The sequence below is a fragment of the Hymenobacter jeollabukensis genome (assembly GCF_005771675.1).
Classification (GTDB): domain Bacteria; phylum Bacteroidota; class Bacteroidia; order Cytophagales; family Hymenobacteraceae; genus Solirubrum; species Solirubrum jeollabukense.
In genome coordinates, this window is the sequence record NZ_VAJM01000001.1 from 624,840 (window position 1) to 642,619 (window position 17,780).

Sequence of the window (17,780 nt, forward strand, 5' to 3'; positions counted from 1 at the left end):
CGCCCCGCCATCAGCTAAGCCGATGGCGGGGCGGTTGCGTTTCCGGCCGCGGGGCCGCGCCTAGTAGATGTTCGGAAACTGGCCGGGCGCGGCTTCTTGCATCAGCTCGTACACCACGTCGAACACATCCTCCGCGTTGGGCTTGCTGAAATAGTCGCCGTCGGAGCCGTAGGGCGGGCGGTGGGGCTGGGCGGCCAGGCAGCGGGGCTGCGAGTCGAGGAAGCGGTAGCCGCCCTGCTCGTCGAGCACCTGCTGTAGCATGTAGGCCGAAGCGCCACCGGGCACGTCCTCGTCGGCGAAGACCACCCGGTTGGTTTTCTGAATCGACTCCAGAATCACGCCTTCGCGGTCGAAGGGCAGCAGGGTCTGCACGTCGATAACCTCGACGGACACGCCCACCTGCTCCAGCTGCTTGGCCGCGTCCATGACGATGCGGCACATCGAGCCGTACGTGACGACGGTTACGTCTTCTCCTTTGCGCAGCACCTCGGGCACGCCCAGCGGCACCGTGAAGTCGCCCACATTGGCGGGCAGGCGCTCCTTGAGGCGGTAGCCGTTGAGCGGCTCGATGACGATGGCCGGGTCGTCGCCCTTCAGCAGCAGGTTGTAGAAGCCGGCGGCCTGAGTCATGTCGCGGGGCACGCAGAGGTACATGCCGCGGATGGAGCCCAGAATCATCTGAATGGGCGAGCCGCTGTGCCAGATGCCTTCCAGCCGGTGCCCGCGCGTCCGCACGATGAGCGGTGCCTTCTGGCCGCCCTTGGTGCGGTACTGCAGGCAGGCCACGTCGTCAGAGAGAATCTGGATGGCGTAGAGCAGGTAATCCAGGTACTGAATTTCGGTGATGGGCCGCAGCCCGCGCAGCGCCGCCCCGATGCCCTGCCCCACGATGGTGCACTCGCGGATGCCGGTATCGGTAATGCGCAGCTCGCCAAATTTCTCTTGCAGGCCCGCAAAAGCCTGGTTCACGTCGCCGATGCGGCCCACGTCCTCGCCGATGGCAAACACGCGCGGGTCGCGGCTGAACAGCGCATCGAAGCAGGCCTGCAGCACCTCGCGGCCGTCCACCTGCGGGGCGTCGGCGGCGTACTCGGGCTTGATTTCGTCGATGTTGAGGGCCGCGTCTTCGCTCTGGCTGTGCAGGTGGGAGTTGTAGCGGTCGGCGTTGTCGGCCAGGGCCTGCTCGTGCCAGCGGCGCAGCTCGGCGCGGGCGAAGCTGCGCTTCAGGTCGCGCACCATGCGCAGGGCCTTGCGCACGGCCCGCATCAGGTCGGCGCGGATGGGCGTGGGGTTGTGCTCCAGCTGGTGAATCAGCTCGTGCAGTTCGTTTTCGCGGCCGGCTTCGGTGGCCAGCTCGTTGAGCAGCCGCACCACTTCCGTACGCTCCTCCTTGATGGGGTTGAAGAAGGCTTCCCAGGCGGCGGCGCGGGCCTGGCGCACGGTGTCCTTGGCCTCGTTCTCAATCTGGTCCAGCTCGGCCTCGGTGGCGTGGCCTTCCTGCAGCAGCCAGATACGCAGCTGGCGCAGGCAGTCAAACTCCTGCTCCCAGCCCAGGCGGTCCTTGCTCTTGTACCGCTCGTGCGAGCCGCTGGTGCTGTGCCCCTGCGGCTGCGTCAACTCGGTGACGTGGATGAGCACCGGCACATGCTCGCGGCGACACACCTCGGCGGCGCGCTGGTAGGTATCGACCAGCGCCGGGTAGTCCCAGCCCTTCACCACGAAGATTTCAAAGCCCTGCTCGCCCGGCGCGTTGCGCTGGAAGCCCATCAGGATTTCGCTGATGCTCTGCTTCGTCGTCTGATATTCGGCCGGCACCGAAATGCCGTAGTGGTCGTCCCACACGCTCATCAGCATGGGCACCTGCAGCACACCGGCGGCGTTGATGGCCTCGAAGAACATGCCCTCGGAGGTGCTGGCGTTGCCGATGGTGCCGAAAGCCACCTCGTCGCCGTTGCGCGAAAACTGCGCGAATTGCTCCAGCGCAGGGTTCTGGCGGTAGAGCTTGGAGGCGTAGGCCAAACCTAGCAGACGAGGCATCTGCCCGCCGGTGGGCGAAATGTCGGCGGAGGAATTCTTGCTGGCCAGCTGGTCTTTGAACTGCCCGTCCTCGTCGAGGATGCGGGTGCCGAAGTGGCCGTTCATGGCGCGGCCGGCAGTGCTGGGCTCTGCCTCTACGTCGGGGTGGGCGTAGAGCTGGGCGAAGTACTGTTGCAGCGTCAGCTCGCCGGTGGCGAGCATGAAGGTCTGGTCGCGGTAGTAACCGGAGCGCCAGTCGCCGGGGCGGAAGGCGCGGGCCATGGCCAGCTGCGGCAGCTCTTTGCCGTCGCCGAAGATGCCAAATTTGGCCTTGCCCATGAATACTTCTTTGCGGCCGGTGAGCGAGGCCTGCCGGCTTTCCCAGCCGAGGCGGTAATCACGGAGCAGTTCTTCCTTGCTAAGCGTGGCGGCGGCCGAAGCTACGGCCGAGTCGGCGGTGGACATGCAGTAACTATGGGGGAATGGATTGGGGGAGCAGACGCCCGGTGGGCAGGGCGGCCTGACCGCACGGCAGGCAGGCAAAAGTACGCAAAACGAGCGTTAGGGTACGGACCGCGCCCGGGCGTCGTGCATCCGCCGCGGGTTATGATTATATTTGCTGGGGTGCGCGGCGCGACGTAGCTTCACCGCGGTTTCACTTTACGGCGCCGTTTTTGCGGGCTCGTTTCCCTGGTTTTCAACTTCTCTGCATATGGTGCGCAACATTTTTACTTCCCTGCTGGGCCCGCTGGCCCTGGTTCTGGTGGCTTCGCTGGGGGCCGCGGCCCAAGGCGTGCTCACGTTCACCGAAAAGGCCCACGACTTCAAGCAGGTGGCCGAGGGCAACATGGCTACCCACGAGTTCAAGTTCACCAACACCGGTAACCAGCCGGTGGTTATTGCCAACGTGCAGGCCTCCTGCGGCTGCACCACCCCGGACTGGACCAAAACGCCCGTACTGCCCGGCAAAACCGGCTTTATCCGCGCCGCCTACAACAGCGCCGGCCGCCCCGGCCAGTTCAACAAGTCGGTGACGGTGACCAGCAACGCCAAGGAGCCTTCCGTGACGCTCAGCATCACCGGCACGGTGGTCGACAAGGCGGAAATGGCCAAATCCTACAGCGCGGCCGAAATTGCCAAGTCGCCCAAGCTGACGCTGGACCGCACGACCGTCGACCTGGGTAAGATGGAAACCGGCCAGCAGCCCACGGCCAAGGTGACGGTGAAAAACACCGGCAAGTCGCCGCTGGACATCAGCTCCGTTTCGTCGGGCTGCTTCTGCGTGACGGCCAAAAGCCTGCCCAAAGGCATTAAGCCGGGCGCGTCGGCCGTCATCGAGCTGCAGTACGCCCAGCGCCAGGTGGGCCTGATGGCCGATGAAGTCACGCTGCACTCCAACGACATCACCGGCGCCGACGCCAAAGTGGTGCTGAAGGCCTACGTGGTGCAGAGCCTCAGCCAGCAGAGCATGCTGAAGGAAGGCAACGCCGCGGTGCCCTTCAAGTAAAGGCCAAGGATTTCACGGATTTTGTGGCTGGAATCGTCTGGTGTCCCAAACGTCTTCTGCACTCCACGTTTCTTTTCGGCTGATTCTGACGCCGATTCGCTGATTTCCGCCAGTTTTGATGCCACGGCCGCCGGTCGTGGCATTATTTTTTATGGGCCCTGCTCACGCGCTTCGGCGCCCTGCTTCTCTCCTCTCAACAAGCTTAAGCTATGCGTTTTCCCCTACCCACCCTGCTCCTGTTTTCGGCCGCGCTGCTCGGCGGCTGCGCCCGCAACGTCCACTCGCCCCGCGCCACGCCGCAGTACGGCCTGCAGGTGCGCGTGAGCCTGCCCCCCATCACGCCCGGCACCGACCTCGACGGCGTGCGTGCCACCGTGGAGCTGGTGAACCAGAACGATTTGCCCTTCGTGGTGTCGGACCCGGCCCAGACGCAGGCCTGCCTGCCGGTGGTGTGGGTAAACGGCCAGGCGTTGCCCTGGGAGCTGCACATGCGCCGCGGCAAGGACCAGCGCATCACCGTGCCGGCCCACGGCAGCGTCACGCGCACCTACGAGCTGCCCCTGAGCCGCTTCGGTGGGCAGACGCGGCCCAAGTCGCAGGCCGACTACCAGCTGCAGCTATTTTACCACCCACGGGTGTATTCGCCGGCCGGCAGCTTCGCCCGGGTTATCGAAATTCCAAGCAATCGGTACCGGTTTTAGGCGGACACGGGCTTGACTGCAACCGCGGCCGAAATGCCCGGGCAAGCGGTTGGCCTGTTGCGGTTACAGTTGGTTGGCCGCTGCTCAGCGGCCACAAACTAACTGTTGTTCGCCCGCCCGCGCGAAACCTTGCCTATATTTGCCGGCGTTTTCCCCCGTCAACCCATCCCAGCATTTTTCCCATGATCATCGGCGTTCCGAAGGAGATTAAAAACAACGAAAACCGAGTGGGCGTGACGCCGGCCGGTGTAGCTGAATTCCGCAAGGCGGGCCATACGGTGTACGTACAAGCCAGCGCCGGCCTCGGCAGCGGCTTCTCCGACGCCGAATACGAGCAAGCCGGCGCCCTGCTGCTGCCGACCATCGAAGAGGTGTACGCGCAGGCCGAGATGATCGTGAAAGTGAAGGAGCCGATTTCGGAGGAGTACGGTTTGATCAAGGAAGGTCAGCTGCTGTTCACCTACTTCCACTTTGCTTCGTCGGAAGAGCTGACGCACGCCATGATCGAGCGCAAGGCTACCTGCCTGGCCTACGAGACGGTGGAGCTGCCCAACCGCTCGCTGCCCCTGCTGGTGCCGATGAGCGAAGTGGCCGGCCGCATGGCCCCGCAGGAAGGCGCCAAGTACCTGGAGAAGCCGCTGAAAGGCCGCGGCATCCTGCTGGGCGGCGTGCCCGGCGTGCGCCCCGCCGAAGTGCTCATCCTGGGCGGCGGCGTGGTCGGCACCAACGCGGCGAAAGTGGCTGCCGGCCTCGGCGCGCAGGTGACCATCATGGACATCAGCCTGAACCGCCTGCGCGAGCTGGACGACATCATGCCCAAGAACGTGGTGACCCAGTACTCCAACGACTACAACATCCGCGAAGCCATCAAAACGGCTGACCTCGTGATTGGCGCCGTGCTGATTCCGGGCGCCAAGGCCCCGCACCTCGTCACCCGCGACATGCTCAAGGACATGAAGTCGGGCGCCGTGGTGGTGGACGTGGCCGTGGACCAGGGCGGCTGCATCGAAACCTGCACCCCGACGACCCACGAAAACCCGACCTTCATCATCGACGACGTGGTGCACTACTGCGTGGCCAACATGCCCGGCGCGGTGCCCTACACCAGCACCCTGGCCCTGACCAACGCCACCCTGCCCTACGCCCTGAAGCTGGCCAACCTGGGCTGGCGCGAGGCCTGCACCCGCGACGCGGCGCTGCGCCTGGGCCTGAACGTGGTGAACGGCGAGGTCGTGTACAAAGGCGTGGCCGAAGCCTGGGGCCTGGGCCTGACCAACGTATCGAAGGTGCTGGACCCGGCCTACGTGGCCTAATTTTGAATTGTGAATTAGGAATTATGAATTCTGAATTTCGTTTCGGCCCAATTCAGCATTCATAATTCTCAATTCAGAATTACCTGAAGAGCCTTCCCGCCCGACCGTGGCCGGGGAGGCTTTTTGCTGAACTGCTTTCCTTTTGCTTATGAAAGACATTACCTACATCGGGGCGCCCGTATCCGACGCGGCCACCTTCAAGCTGCTGCCGTTTGATATGCAGTCGTTTATGCTGCAGAACAACGGCCTGATAGCCTACTACGGCGCGCTGCACATCCGCGGCTGCTGCCAGGAGCCGCTCTGGCACAGCATCCGCGAAACCTGGGACGGCCCCAACGCTTTCTGGCGCAACTACCGCAACGTGAAGCGCTCCGACCTGCCCTTCGCCGAAGACGCGGTGGGCAACCAGTTCTTGCTGCGCCGCGGCGAGGTTATCTTCCTCGACGCGGAAACCGGCGAAATTCAGCCCCTGGGCGTCAACTTCACCGGCTTCATCGAGGGCGTGCAGCGCTTCCCCGACAAGGCCCTGGACCTCGGCCCGGTGGGTCAGTTCATGGAATACGGCGCCCTGCTGCAGCCCGGTGAGCTGCTGGCCATCTACCCGCCGGTGTGCGTGAAGAGCGACGACGAGAGCTTCGAGCTGACGCGCATGCCCACGGAAGTGCGTCTGCACTCCCTGGCCCACCTCTACAAGCAGATCATCAAGCTCAAGCCCGGCCAGCAGATTCGCCTGCGCAAAGACTACTAGCGGTGAAATGGTGAGCTGGTGAACTGGTGAGTTTGACGTTCGACACACCAGAACATCACTCACCATTTCGCTATTTCACCATTTCACCTGAATGCCCTCTCCCCTGCTTTGGCTGCTGCTGCGCCGGTTTTCGCTGCTGCTGGCGGCCTACCTGCTGCTGCGCCTCGGGTTCTACGCGGCCAACTACGGCGCTTTCGCGGAGGCCTCGGCGGGGCAGACGGTGCTGGCCTTCTGGCACGGCTTCCGGTTCGATTTATCGGCGCTGCTGCTGGTGAACGTGCCGTTTATCCTGCTCTCGTTCGTGCCGGGGTACGGGCGGGGCTGGCAGCAACTTCTGCGCGGGCTGTACCTGGTGCTGAATGCGCCGGGCCTGGCCCTGAACATCATCGACAGCCAGTACTTCAAGTTTATCGGCCGGCGCACCTCCGACGAGCTATTCACCATCACCGGAGACATTGAGCGGCAGGCGGGGCAGCTTTTCGGGCACTACTGGTTTCTGCTGCTGCCGTGGCTGCTGCTGCTGGGGCTGCTGTGGTACGGCTACCCCATGCCCGGCGCGGCCCCCGCGCCCACGCCGCGTCCGGTGCTGTGGCGCATGGCCTGGGCCATGTCGGAACTGAGCCTGGTGGCCGCGCTGGCGGTGCTCGGTATCCGCGGCGGGCTGCAGCTCAAGCCCTTACGACCCGGGCACGCCTTCGTGCAGACGCCGCCCGCCCTCGGCCACGTGGCCCTGAACAGCACCTTCACCTTCATCAAAAGCATTGGGCAGAAGACGCTGGAGCGGCCGGAATATTTCACCTCAGAGGCCGAGCTGCAGCGGGCCCTGGCGGCCCACTACCCCGCCCCGCGGCCCAATCCGACGCCCGACAACGTGGTGATTCTGCTGGTGGAAAGCTTCGCGTCGGAGTACAACGGCGTCGAAAACCCGGGGCAGCGCAGCTACACGCCGTTTTTCGATTCGCTGGCCACGAGCCCGGGGGCGCTGCTGATGCGCGAGCATTACGCCAACGGGCAGCGCTCCATCGAGGCCTTGCCGGCGGTGCTGGCGGGGCTGCCGGCGCTGATGGAGTCGGCCTTTATCACCTCCAACTTCCAGACCGACGAGCTGCACGGCCTGGGCGAGCTGCTGGGCCGCCGCGGTTACGCCACTTCCGTGTTTCACGGCGCCCAGAACGGCACGATGGGCTTCAACGTGTTCAGCGGCAAGGCAGGCGTGCAGCAGTACTACGGCCTGGAAGAATACCCCGGCGGCACCCGAAGCCCGGATTTCGACGGGCACTGGGGCATCTACGACGAGCCCTACCTGCAGTACTTTGCCGGGCAGCTCAGCCGGCAGAAGCCGCCGTTTTTTTCCACGGTCTTCACGCTCACCTCGCACGACCCGTTTCCGGTGCCGCCGCAGTACCGGGGCCGCTTCCGGCCCGGCCCGCTGGAAATTCACGCCTCCATCGAGTACACCGACTACGCGCTGCGCCGCTTTTTCCAGACGGCCAGCCACCAGCCCTGGTACCGCAACACGCTGTTTGTGCTGCTGGCCGACCATACTTCGCAAAGCCAGGCGCCCACCTACCAGAACCTGCTCGGCGAGCATAAGACGCCGCTGCTGCTCTTCCACCCCGGCCGCCCGCTGCCCCCGGCCGACGCGCACCGCATCACCCAGCAGGCCGACGTGCCCGCCACGGTGCTCGACGCCCTGGGCTTCGGGGCCGACAGCCGGCAGCTGCTGCCTTTCGGCTACTCGGTGTTCGATGGGCAGGCGCCCGGCCGGGCGCTGTTTCTTTCCAACGGCGCGCATTACCTCGTGCACCACGACTACGTGACCGAGCTGACTGCCGATAACCAGGTGCGCCTCTACCCTTACGCCACCCACCAGCTGCCCGCCCAGCCCCTGCCCCACCCGCCGGCCGCCAAGCTGCAGCGGTACGGCGACGAGCTGCGGGCCGTGACGCAGTACTTCACCAACGGCCTGCTCGACAACTCTTTGTACCGCCAGCCGGCGCCGTAGGGCGCAGCCCGGTGACCGGGGCTCAGCTGTGGTCTTCGGTGGTCAGCTCGGCCTGAATGGCGCGGATTTCCTCCCGGTCGATGGGCTTGTGGATGAGGCCGCTGACCAGGTCGTAGGTGCGGGCCTTTTCCATGTCCGACAACGCCAGGGACGACGTCAGGATGTAGATGTGACACTGGCCCAGCAGGCGGGGGCGGTAAGGCGCCAGGGCTTCGAGAAAGTCCCAGCCGCTCATCACGGGCATGTTCAGGTCCAGAAAGATGACGCGGGGCGGCACGGGGGCCTGCAGCAGCTCCTCCAAGGCGTCCTCGGCCGATTCGTAGGTGCGAATCTGGCTGGCGAAGTTTTCCAGCCTCAGCAAGGCTTCGGTCAGGTAATTACCCAGAGAGTCGTCGTCAATCAAATAAATCGTCATGCGGCGGGCAAGCGGAACTGCAACGTAAAGGTAGTACCCTGGCCGACTTGGCTGACCACCGTCACGCGGCCGCCCATCGATTCAGTGTGCGCTTTCACCAAAAACAGGCCGATGCCCCGACCGGGCACCGCTTGGTTGAAGCGCTGGTAGAGCTGAAAGGCGTCGGTGCCGGCCCGGCCGGCGTCAAATCCGGCGCCGTTGTCGACCACGTGCAGCGTGACGACGCCCTCAGCGGGCGGCTCGGCGCTGATGGTCACGCGCAAGGTGCGCTGCGGTGCCCGGTACTTGATGGCGTTGGCCAGCAGGTTGTAGAAGATGCTGTGGAAATAAGCCCGGCGGCCCAGCACGCGCAGGCCGGCCGGCAATTCGTTGCGGATTTCGCCGCCGCAGTTGGCCAGGTCTTCCACTAGCAGATCGGTGACTTCGCCCAGCACGTCGGCCAGCACCACGGGCTCGGGCTCGGCCAGCAGGGCCTGGCCCCGCACCGACAGGATGGTGTTCAGGTCGCGCAGCACCTCGTCGACGCGGCGCAGGCTGGTGTGCAGATGCTCGATGGCCTGCCCAAACTCGGCCGAGCCGGGCTGCAGGCGGCTCAGCAGCCCGGCGAAGCCCGTGGCATTGGCCAGCGGGGCGCGCAGGTTGTGCGACACGACGTAAGTGAACTGCTGCAGGTCGGCGTTGTGCTGAAACAGTTCCTGGGCCAGCTGCTGCTGCCGCCGCTCGGCCTCCTTGCGCTCCGAAATATCCTGCATGGCCCCGATCATGCGCGTGGCCCGACCGGCGGCGTCGCGCAGCAGGTAGCCGCGGTCAAACACGGTGGCCCAGCTGCCGTCGGCGCGCTGAAAGCGGTACTCCTGCTGCCAGCGGGTGCGCGTGGTGTAGAAAGCCGTGTGGCGCAGGTCGTCGACGGTGCGCGGCGCATCCTCGGGGTGTACGTGCGCCGACCACTGGCGGAAGGGCGTCGGATTTTGGGCGATATGGTAGCCGAACAGCTCCTCGAAGCCTTCGCCCCAGAACAGCGTATCGGCGGCCACGTCCCAGTCGTAAAGGGCATCGGTGGTGGCCTTGAGGGCGTAGCGAAACCGCTCGTTGCTGTCGCGCAGGGCGTGCTCGGCCTGCTGCTGCTCGGTCAGGTCGTGCACCACGCCCACCAGCTGGCTGCACTGCCCGCGGGCGTCGAACACCGGCTTCACGCTCACCTCGCCCACCACCCGGCCCGAGGGGTAGTCCGAGGTTTCGACCCAGCGCACGGGCTGGCCGGTTTGCGCGACCTGCTGGTAATGCTCCAGCACCAGGCTCAGTGAGGGCTCGGGAATGACCTCCGTCACCAGCCGGCCCACCACCAGCTCGGGGCTGAGCCCGGTGATGCGCGTAAAGGCGTGGTTGACGAACTGAAAGCGGTACTGGCCCGGCTCTTCCACCTTCAGCACGAAAATCACGTCGGCAATGGTTTCGAAGATGATGGAGAGCTGCTTTTCGCGCTCCAGAACGGCCGCCGCCGCCGAGGCGCCGGCCGGACGCAGAATGACGCCGGTACCGGCGTCGGCCGTAGGGTGCAGCGGAAACATGGTCAGGGCAAACCGTACGTGCTGGCCGGCGGCGGTACGCAGACGCACGTGGCAGGTAAGCGTTTCGCCGCTGAGGCCGCGGCGCAGCACCGGCAGCATGGCTTCCGCCTCGGCGGGGTCGACCAGGTCTAGCAACGACTGCCCGGGCAGGGCGGTGGGCAAATGGCCGGTCAGGGCCGCGAAGACCTCATTGCCATGCACGAATTCGCCCCGACCGTTGAGGTAGACCAGGGCTTCGGGCTGCGGCCCGGACTGCGGCTCGAGGGGAGTGAAGTCGCTTTCGACCATGAGCGGGGTGCCGTGGTTGCGGCGGCACCTAGCCGGAAGGTAGCCGATTTTGGTTCCGATTGGCCTTCGTCGGGCACAAAATAATCCCGCCGGTCCGTGGTTCGGTACCAATCGGGCGCTTACCAGGCCAGGCAGGTCCGGTCGTGGGCAGCCGGGTATCCTCTGGCCTACCCCCGTTCCAGGCACCAGCGCGGCATCGGCGGCTACGGCCGGGCTACGGCCAGCAGCTCCAGGGCTTCGGCGTAGGTGGGAATAAACGTGAGGGCCTGGGTGGTGCGCTCCAGCGGGTGCACGCGCCAGCAGTAATGCTGCACGCCGTTCGTCACCAGCATCAGCGGGGCGCCCACGGTCTGGTTGTAGGTGGCAATCTGCATGGTGACGGCCGCCGTCAGCGGCACGGCGGCGGCTTTGCACTCCACCAGCAGCAGGGGCTGGCCGTCGGGGCCGAGGGCGTGCAGGTCGGTGCGCTTGCGGCGCTGGTTGTAGGTGTGGCCGCGCTCTAGGCTGATCAGGCCGCGCGGGTAGCCCAGGTGCTCCACCAGGTAATTGACCACGTGCTGGCGCACCCATTCCTCGGGCGTGCACACCACGTTGCGGCGGCGTAGGCCGTCCCAGATCAGCAGATTTGCGCCGGATTGCGTAAGTTTGTGGGCGAAAGGCGGCAGGTTCAACGCTTGCATCACCTCCAAAGGTACGGCACAAGTCAGGCTCCTGCACCCGCTTTTCGCTTCGCAGAGCCGTCGTTCAGCACATGTACGACGGTTTTTTTGTATCCTCTACATTGCTTCATTGTTGAATTGTCAAATTGTTGGCTGTTCTGTAAACCCGCACCCGGATCTGAGCGAGTCAGCAATTTAACAATGCAACAATCCAACAAGTTAGCCAAGACCCTTTCCCACAATACATGAAGACCAAACCAGACATCGTCAAGAACTGGCTGCCGCGCTACACGGGCGTGCCGCTGGAGGAGTTTGGCCAGTACATCCTGCTGACCAACTTCATCAACTACGTGGAAATGTTTGCCCAGCAGTTCGGCGTGCCGATTCGCGGGCTCGACAAGCCCATGCAGACGGCCACGGCCAACGGCATTACCATCATCAACTTCGGCATGGGCTCGGCCATGGCCGCCACCGTGATGGATTTGCTCTCGGCCATCAAGCCCAAGGCGGCCCTGTTCCTGGGCAAGTGCGGCGGCCTGAAGCACAACACCCGCGTGGGCGACCTGATCCTGCCCATCGCCGCCATCCGCGGCGAGGGTACGTCGGATGACTACCTACCTCCGGAAATCCCCGCACTGCCCTCCTTCCGCCTGCAGCGGGCCGTGTCGTCGATGATCAAGAAGTACGAGAAGGACTACTGGACGGGTACGGTGTACACCACCAACCGCCGCGTGTGGGAGCACGACGAGAGCTTCAAGGACTACCTGCGGCAGATCCGGGCCATGGCCGTGGACATGGAAACGGCCACCATCTTCGTGGTGGGCTTCACCAACGAAATTCCCCACGGCGCCCTGCTGCTCGTGTCGGACGAGCCGATGACGCCCGAGGGCGTGAAAACGGCCGAAAGCGACAAGAAAGTTACTTCTGACTACGTCACCTCGCACCTGCAAATCGGCATTGAGTCGTTGCTGGAGCTGAAAAACTCGGGCGAGTCGGTGAAGCACATGCGCTTTGAGTAGGTCCTCCGCGGCCTGCTTCGCGTGGTACTGAACGCGGTTCTAATTGGCTGATTTACCGCAAGACCTCGGCAAAATTGCCGGGGTCTTGCTATTTTTGCCGTCCTCTCGTCAGTCTGCTCATGCCTGTCTCCGACTACCTCACCGTCAACTACGACGCCGAAACCGGTGTGCTTACCGGCCGCTGGCAGCGCATGGTGATGCCCTTCGAGCTGAGCCGCGGCTACGACCGCCTGCTCGACATGGCCGAAAAGCACCGGTGCCGGTTCTGGCTGGTAGACACGACCCCGCGCCGCGTGGGCCTCGACGCGGGCGACGTGCAGTGGATGCGCGAAGAGTTTTTTCCGCAGCTCCCCAAGCGCCTGGGCGGCATCACCTACATTGCCTTGCTCATGGCCCCGCACCAGCTGGCCGGGGCCCTGGCCGATCCGCGCATCGCCGACCTCTCGCACTACGACCGGCGCCCCTACCAGCTGGCCCGCTTTACCAGCGAAACCGAAGCCCGCCGCTGGCTGCACCTCTGCGCCAGCCACGACGCGGCGGTGGCGTAAGCGGCGAATCAGGCGAGGCAGTACCTTCGCCCCATGATTCGCCCGCTCCGCCTGCCGCGGCTGCGCCAGCTCTGGCTGCCGGCCGCCCTTCCCGCCCTGCTCCTTGGCCTCACCGGCTGCCCCAGCGCCCGGCAGCCCGCCGATTTGTTGGTCTACAACGCCACCGTATATCCCGTCGATTCCACCTTCAGCAAGGCCGAGGCCCTGGCTGTGCAGGGTGGCCGCGTGGTATTTGTGGGCAGCGCGGCCGAGGCCCGGCGGCGCTACCAGGGCAAGGAAGAAGTCGACGCCCAAGGCAAGTTCATCTACCCCGGCTTCTACGACGCGCACTGCCACTTCTACCGCTACAGCCTGGGCCTGCGCGACGCCCTGCTGGTGGGCACTACTTCCTGGTCCGACGTGCTGCGGAAGCTGCGCGCCCAGCGCCGGCAGTACCCGCAGGCGCCGTGGCTGACGGGCCGCGGCTGGGACCAGAACGACTGGGCTTCGAAGCAGTTTCCGACCAAAGACTCGCTGGACCGGCAGTTTCCCGATGTGCCGGTGTTCCTCATCCGCATCGACGGGCACGCGGCGCTGGTTAATCAAAAGGCGCTGGATCTGGCCGGCGTGACGGCCCGCACGCCCATCAGCGGCGGCGTGCTGGAAAAGGATGCCCAGGGCCGCCTCACGGGCCTGCTCGTTGACAACGCGGTGGATCTGGTGTCGGCCAAAATACCCGAGCCCACGCCCGCCGAAGCCGGCAAGCTGCTCATGCAGGCCCAGCAGGAGTGCCTGGCCCTGGGCCTGACCAGCCTCGCCGACGCCGGCCTGGAGCCCGCCCAGATTGCGCGAATCGACTCCCTGCAAAAGGCTGGCAAGCTGAAGCTACGACTGGATGCCATGGTCAGCGCCTCGCCGGCCAACGTGCAGTACTACCTCAAGCAGGGGCCTACCCGCACCGACCGGCTCACCGTCAACTCCTTTAAGGTGTACGCCGACGGGGCGCTGGGCTCCCGCGGGGCCTGCCTGCTGCACCCGTACGCCGACCGGCCCAAGCAAACGGGCTTCCTGCTCTCCTCGGTGCAGGAGTACCGCGCCCTGGCCCAGCGCCTGGCCGCCAGCCCCTTCCAGATGAACACCCACGCCATCGGCGACTCGGCCAACCGCCTGCTGCTCGACATCTACGGCGAGGTGCTGCGCGGGCAGAAGGACCGGCGCTGGCGCATCGAGCACGCCCAGGTGGTCAGCCGCCCCGACGTGGCCAAGTTTGCCCGCTACGGCATCGTGCCCTCGGTGCAGCCCACCCACGCCACCTCCGATATGTACTGGGCCGGGGAGCGGCTGGGCGCCGAGCGGCTGAAAACCGCCTACGCCTACCAGGACCTGCTGCGCGCCACCGGCCGCCTGGCCCTGGGCTCCGACTTCCCGGTGGAGTACCTGAACCCGCTGTTCGGCTTCCACGCCGCCGTGGCCCGGCAAGACGCCAAGAACTTCCCGAAAGGCGGCTTTCAGCCCGAAAACGCCCTCACCCGCGAGCAGGCCCTGCGCGGTATGACCGAGTGGGCCGCCTGGGCCGCCTTCGAGGACGACCAGAAAGGCACGCTCACCCCCGGCAAGTGGGCCGACTTCGTAATCTTGGACCGCGACATCATGACCGCCCCGGCCGAGCAGCTGCGCGACGCGAAAGTACTCGGCACTTACATCCAGGGCGAGAAGGTGTACGGTGCGAAGTAATCGGCACTATTACGTATGCAAAAGCGGCTTCCTGAACCTCAGGAAGCCGCTTTTTATTTCTCTTGGCGCCTACCGCTCGTCGGCGGAGGGGCCGTAGATGCTGGGTACGGGGATGTCGAGCAGGCGCAGGTACACAGAGAGCTGGCCGCGGTGGTGAATCAGGTGGTTGAGCACCAGCACGCGGGCCACCGCCCGACGCGGCATGTTGAAGATAACCTGCTCGCCGCGGCGCATAACCCAGGGCTGCTGCCAGGCCTCATCAGCGGCCTGAACTACCGCCTGCTGAATGCTGGCGGCGTTTACGTCGAAGCGGCTCAGCAGGTCGTCGGTGCTGCTGAGGGCGGGCGGCGGGGCCACGGTCAGCATATCGGTTTCGGGTCCTTGTAGGGAGCGTTCGACGAAGGTCAACAAATTGGCCATGTGCGTGGCCAGTTTGCCGATGGGCATGGACTTGGGGTGCGGCGCCCAGTCGAACCGGTCGGTGGGCACGCGCTCCAGCAGGCGGCGCGTCAACTGCAACTCGTGCTTCAGCTCCTGGGCGTAGGCGGCCTGGATGGTAGGTTGGGGTAAGGTTTCGGACATGGGAGAAAAGATGAGAGGGTTCCGGGTTGCATAAATAGCAGAATAGTTGGAGCCGCCCGTTACCGGAGTCGGGCAGCCCAGTCCACCGCACGAAAAAGCCCCGCGGCCGGCTGGCCGCGGGGCTTTTTCGTGCGGTGGACTACTAGTGCTCTATTCAATCGAGGCGGGCATGCTCACGTTGGCCGAGGCGGGCGGGGGCGGCATGATTTGGGCGCCGTGGGTGGTGATGTCGCGCAGCTTCTTGCCGCGCAGGGTGAGCAGGAACAGCAGGCCCAGGATGAAGTACACGATCAGCGCCAGGATGCTGTTGCGCATCGAGCCGGTGAGCTGGGCGATGTAGCCAAAGGAGAAGGTGCCAATCACGATGCTGAGCTTCTCGGTCACGTCGAAGAAGCTGAAGAAGGCGGCCGTGTTGGGCGTATTTTCGGGAATTATCTTGGAGTAGGTGCTGCGCGAGAGGCTCTGGATGGCGCCCATGGTGAGGCCGATAACCGAGGCCAGGGCGTAGAACGACCAGCCCGCCTGCACGAAGTAGCCCGCTACGCAGATGCCGCACCAGATAACCACCGACCAGCTCAGGGCCCGGGTGTTGCCGATGCGGTCGGAGAGCTTGGCAAACAGCCAGGCGCCCAGAATGCCGACCAATTGCAGCAGCAGAATGGTGGTAATCAGGGCAGTGCTTTCCAGGTGCAACTCTTTGTCGCCGAAGATGGTGGCCACGTACATCACCGTCTGCACGCCCATGTTGTAGGTGAAGTAGGCCAGCAGGAAGCGCTTGAGGTTGGGCAGGTGCTTGAGCTGCGCCCACACCTTGCCCAGCTCGTGGAAGCCGTTGAGCACCCAGCCCGCGTCGGAAGTGGCGGCGCCGGCGGCGCGGCCGGGGTCCTTGGGCAGCGTGGCGAAGGGAATCTGCGCGAAGCCGGCCCACCAGATGCCCGTCAGCAGAAAGCCGATGCGGGTGGCCTGCCCGGTTTCGAGCCCGAAGGTTTCGTGGCCCATGATGAGCACCAGGCAGATAACCAGCAGCAGCACCGAGCCGATGTAGCCCATGGAAAAGCCCCGGGCCGAGAGCGAGTCGTACTTTTCCTCGGAGCTGATGACGGGCAGGTAGCTGTTGTAGAACACGATGGAGCCCGAGAAGCCCACCGTGGCGGCAATGAAGATAAACGTCGACACGACCAGCGTGGACTTGTCGAACCAGTACAACGCGGCGCAGGAAATGGCCCCGATGTAGCAGAAGATCTGCATGAACAGCTTCTTGCGGCCCGAGTAGTCGGCCAGGGCCGTGAGGAAGGGGCTGACCAGGGCAATGAGCAGGAAGGCGGCCGAAATGGCGTAGGTCAGCAGCGAGGAGCCGGGCACCTGGAAGCCCAGGAAGTTCACCACGTCGGTTTCCGGACTCAGCTCCTTGGTGACCGAGCCCCAGTAAATCGGGAAGATCGAGCTGGTGATGACCAGCGGGTAGACGGAGTTGGCCCAGTCGTAGAACGTCCAGCCGCGGGTGATGCGCTTGTCGTCCTTGGGTACGCTTTCAAAGCCCGAGTCGGCGGCGGGCGCGGCGGCAGTGGTCATGTAGCTCGTGGGGGGTGAGGGTTGGCAACGGGCAAACTACGCAGAATCGGCGCAGGCGGTGGTTAGTGCTGCGGTAAATGCGCGAAATTGGCGCGCACTATCGCGGTGAAGCGGGGGCGGTTTCGGCAAAGAACCAGGGCTGTAGCGGCTCGTCGTTGAACGACCTCGCCCGCGTGACCCGGGCGGCGCGCACGCTGAAACGCCATGATGCGTCTCTACAAACCTGCACGGCAGTGGGCGCCAAAAATAACGGGCCTGCCGGTAGTGGCAGGCCCGTCGGCGGTTTTTCCGGACAACCTATCGTCCGCCCCCGGACAACCTATCGTCCGGGGGCGGACGATAGGTTGTCCGCTTTCGCGGGCTACTTGGTTTTGCGCCGGGCAGCCCGGGCTACTGACTCAGCCGAGGGGCTCACTTTTTTCAGCGCCGCCCCCTGCATGGCCTGGTCGAACAGCTTGCCGGGGCGAAACTGCACCTTCACGTTGCTGATGAGGGCGGCGTTGAACTCCTTTTCGGTGGCCGCGCCCTCGCTTTGCAAGGTGACGAAGAAGGAGCCGAAGTCGCCGAAGCGCACGATGCGGCCGTCGGCCAGCTCCTGGGGCACCGTCTGGAAGAAGGCTTCGAGCACGGCCATCACGTCGATGGTGCTGACGGTGCTCATCTGGTTGATGCGCTCGGCGATGCCGCGCACGGTGGTGTCGCCCTGGGAACGGGCAGCGGCGTAGAATTTCTTGGGCTCGGTGGGCTTGCTGGGGTTGCCGCGCTCCGCCAGCGAATACTCGATGGGCATTGGAATAGAAGGGGTTAAGGTTGAGCTTCGAATATATTGGCTTCTGCCACCCGGCAAAGGCTTTATCAAAATGGGAGGCGGCCGCGCCGGGGCCGCGTCAGCCCGGGCGGGCGATGAAGCCGGGCGGTGCGACCCCAACGGCCCCTTGGCCGCCCCGGGATGGCCGACGGCGGCGGGGCTCCGTCCCAAAATAGGATACCGGCGCGGCGGCCGGGGCGGCGGGCGGCGGCGGCGTACGCTCCGGCCCTAAGCCTTTCGAACCACCTTACGGACAGCGCGTTTTGTAGCCGGCTACGCCAGTGGGCTTGTCGCGGGATGCAAGCGCCCAAATGAGTT

Annotated in this window: 15 protein-coding genes; 8 read left to right on the forward strand and 7 right to left on the reverse strand. The window is 65.0% G+C overall.

Annotation, left to right across the window (positions count from 1 at the left end):
- Positions 1-60: 60 nt before the first annotated feature.
- A complete protein-coding gene (locus tag FDY95_RS02715) occupies positions 61-2,481 on the reverse strand; it encodes an alpha-ketoacid dehydrogenase subunit alpha/beta (protein WP_138075170.1) in 2,421 nt (806 codons plus the stop codon).
- A 247-nt stretch (positions 2,482-2,728) separates the two neighbouring features.
- Here FDY95_RS02715 and FDY95_RS02720 point away from each other — a divergent pair, with 247 nt between their 5' ends.
- The 5 genes from FDY95_RS02720 (at position 2,729) to FDY95_RS02740 (ending at position 8,290) form a co-directional block, all read left to right on the forward strand.
- The gene (locus FDY95_RS02720) at positions 2,729-3,523 is read left to right on the forward strand and encodes a DUF1573 domain-containing protein (protein ID WP_138075171.1); all 795 of its coding nucleotides are present in this window, start codon (positions 2,729-2,731) and stop codon (positions 3,521-3,523) included.
- Positions 3,524-3,732: 209 nt separating this feature from the next.
- Positions 3,733-4,224, forward strand: a complete 492-nt coding sequence (locus FDY95_RS02725) for a hypothetical protein (RefSeq protein ID WP_138075172.1) — start codon at positions 3,733-3,735, stop codon at positions 4,222-4,224.
- Positions 4,225-4,406: 182 nt separating this feature from the next.
- Positions 4,407-5,537 carry an alanine dehydrogenase gene (gene ald / locus FDY95_RS02730; RefSeq protein ID WP_138075173.1) on the forward strand — a complete coding sequence of 377 codons (1,131 nt, stop codon included), beginning with the start codon at positions 4,407-4,409 and terminating at the stop codon, positions 5,535-5,537.
- 148 nt (positions 5,538-5,685) lie between these two features.
- Positions 5,686-6,285, forward strand: coding sequence for an SMI1/KNR4 family protein (locus FDY95_RS02735; RefSeq protein WP_138075174.1), 600 nt, complete (start codon positions 5,686-5,688; stop codon positions 6,283-6,285).
- A gap of 91 nt (positions 6,286-6,376) precedes the next feature.
- On the forward strand, positions 6,377-8,290 hold the full coding sequence (locus tag FDY95_RS02740) for an LTA synthase family protein (RefSeq protein ID WP_138075175.1): 1,914 nt from the start codon (positions 6,377-6,379) through the stop codon (positions 8,288-8,290).
- Positions 8,291-8,312: 22 nt separating this feature from the next.
- Here FDY95_RS02740 and FDY95_RS02745 read toward each other — a convergent pair whose 3' ends face one another.
- From FDY95_RS02745 to FDY95_RS02755, 3 genes are all read right to left on the reverse strand, one after another.
- Positions 8,313-8,705 (reverse strand): response regulator, encoded by a 393-nt coding sequence (locus tag FDY95_RS02745; protein WP_138075176.1) that lies wholly within the window; start codon positions 8,703-8,705, stop codon positions 8,313-8,315.
- On the reverse strand, positions 8,702-10,561 hold the full coding sequence (locus FDY95_RS02750; protein ID WP_138075177.1) for a PAS domain-containing sensor histidine kinase: 1,860 nt from the start codon (positions 10,559-10,561) through the stop codon (positions 8,702-8,704). Before FDY95_RS02750 ends, FDY95_RS02745 begins: the two co-directional genes overlap by 4 nt.
- Positions 10,562-10,764: 203 nt before the next feature.
- Positions 10,765-11,241, reverse strand: coding sequence for a type I restriction enzyme HsdR N-terminal domain-containing protein (locus FDY95_RS02755; protein ID WP_138075178.1), 477 nt, complete (start codon positions 11,239-11,241; stop codon positions 10,765-10,767).
- A 224-nt stretch (positions 11,242-11,465) separates the two neighbouring features.
- Here FDY95_RS02755 and FDY95_RS02760 point away from each other — a divergent pair, with 224 nt between their 5' ends.
- The 3 genes from FDY95_RS02760 (at position 11,466) to FDY95_RS02770 (ending at position 14,500) form a co-directional block, all read left to right on the forward strand.
- A complete protein-coding gene (locus FDY95_RS02760; RefSeq protein ID WP_138075179.1) occupies positions 11,466-12,239 on the forward strand; it encodes an AMP nucleosidase in 774 nt (257 codons plus the stop codon).
- A 119-nt stretch (positions 12,240-12,358) separates the two neighbouring features.
- On the forward strand, positions 12,359-12,787 hold the full coding sequence (locus FDY95_RS02765; RefSeq protein ID WP_138075180.1) for a hypothetical protein: 429 nt from the start codon (positions 12,359-12,361) through the stop codon (positions 12,785-12,787).
- A 33-nt stretch (positions 12,788-12,820) separates the two neighbouring features.
- Positions 12,821-14,500, forward strand: coding sequence for an amidohydrolase (locus tag FDY95_RS02770; RefSeq protein WP_138075181.1), 1,680 nt, complete (start codon positions 12,821-12,823; stop codon positions 14,498-14,500).
- A 69-nt stretch (positions 14,501-14,569) separates the two neighbouring features.
- On the opposite strand, the gene FDY95_RS02775 is transcribed toward FDY95_RS02770, so the two are convergent.
- The 3 genes from FDY95_RS02775 to FDY95_RS02785 form a co-directional block, all read right to left on the reverse strand.
- Positions 14,570-15,082: a DinB family protein gene (locus FDY95_RS02775; RefSeq protein ID WP_138075182.1), complete on the reverse strand. Its 513-nt coding sequence runs from the start codon at positions 15,080-15,082 to the stop codon at positions 14,570-14,572.
- Positions 15,083-15,232: 150 nt separating this feature from the next.
- Positions 15,233-16,654 carry an MFS transporter gene (locus FDY95_RS02780; RefSeq protein ID WP_138075183.1) on the reverse strand — a complete coding sequence of 474 codons (1,422 nt, stop codon included), beginning with the start codon at positions 16,652-16,654 and terminating at the stop codon, positions 15,233-15,235.
- A 361-nt stretch (positions 16,655-17,015) separates the two neighbouring features.
- Positions 17,016-17,444 carry an HU family DNA-binding protein gene (locus FDY95_RS02785; protein WP_138075184.1) on the reverse strand — a complete coding sequence of 143 codons (429 nt, stop codon included), beginning with the start codon at positions 17,442-17,444 and terminating at the stop codon, positions 17,016-17,018.
- Between the last annotated feature and the right edge of the window lie 336 nt (positions 17,445-17,780).

Excerpts from the sequence above, each read along its gene's own strand:
- FDY95_RS02735 (WP_138075174.1), top strand. The coding sequence starts at position 5,686 with ATGAAAGACATTACCTACATCGGGGCGCCCGTATCCGACGCGGCCACC.
- FDY95_RS02750 (WP_138075177.1), bottom strand. The coding sequence starts at position 10,561 with ATGGTCGAAAGCGACTTCACTCCCCTCGAGCCGCAGTCCGGGCCGCAG.
- FDY95_RS02765 (WP_138075180.1), top strand. The coding sequence starts at position 12,359 with ATGCCTGTCTCCGACTACCTCACCGTCAACTACGACGCCGAAACCGGT.
- FDY95_RS02760 (WP_138075179.1), top strand. The coding sequence starts at position 11,466 with ATGAAGACCAAACCAGACATCGTCAAGAACTGGCTGCCGCGCTACACG.
- ald (WP_138075173.1), top strand. The coding sequence starts at position 4,407 with ATGATCATCGGCGTTCCGAAGGAGATTAAAAACAACGAAAACCGAGTG.
- FDY95_RS02780 (WP_138075183.1), bottom strand. The coding sequence starts at position 16,654 with ATGACCACTGCCGCCGCGCCCGCCGCCGACTCGGGCTTTGAAAGCGTA.
- FDY95_RS02775 (WP_138075182.1), bottom strand. The coding sequence starts at position 15,082 with ATGTCCGAAACCTTACCCCAACCTACCATCCAGGCCGCCTACGCCCAG.
- FDY95_RS02745 (WP_138075176.1), bottom strand. The coding sequence starts at position 8,705 with ATGACGATTTATTTGATTGACGACGACTCTCTGGGTAATTACCTGACC.
- FDY95_RS02725 (WP_138075172.1), top strand. The coding sequence starts at position 3,733 with ATGCGTTTTCCCCTACCCACCCTGCTCCTGTTTTCGGCCGCGCTGCTC.
- FDY95_RS02720 (WP_138075171.1), top strand. The coding sequence starts at position 2,729 with ATGGTGCGCAACATTTTTACTTCCCTGCTGGGCCCGCTGGCCCTGGTT.
- FDY95_RS02740 (WP_138075175.1), top strand. The coding sequence starts at position 6,377 with ATGCCCTCTCCCCTGCTTTGGCTGCTGCTGCGCCGGTTTTCGCTGCTG.
- FDY95_RS02755 (WP_138075178.1), bottom strand. The coding sequence starts at position 11,241 with ATGCAAGCGTTGAACCTGCCGCCTTTCGCCCACAAACTTACGCAATCC.
- FDY95_RS02770 (WP_138075181.1), top strand. The coding sequence starts at position 12,821 with ATGATTCGCCCGCTCCGCCTGCCGCGGCTGCGCCAGCTCTGGCTGCCG.
- FDY95_RS02715 (WP_138075170.1), bottom strand. The coding sequence starts at position 2,481 with ATGTCCACCGCCGACTCGGCCGTAGCTTCGGCCGCCGCCACGCTTAGC.
- FDY95_RS02785 (WP_138075184.1), bottom strand. The coding sequence starts at position 17,444 with ATGCCCATCGAGTATTCGCTGGCGGAGCGCGGCAACCCCAGCAAGCCC.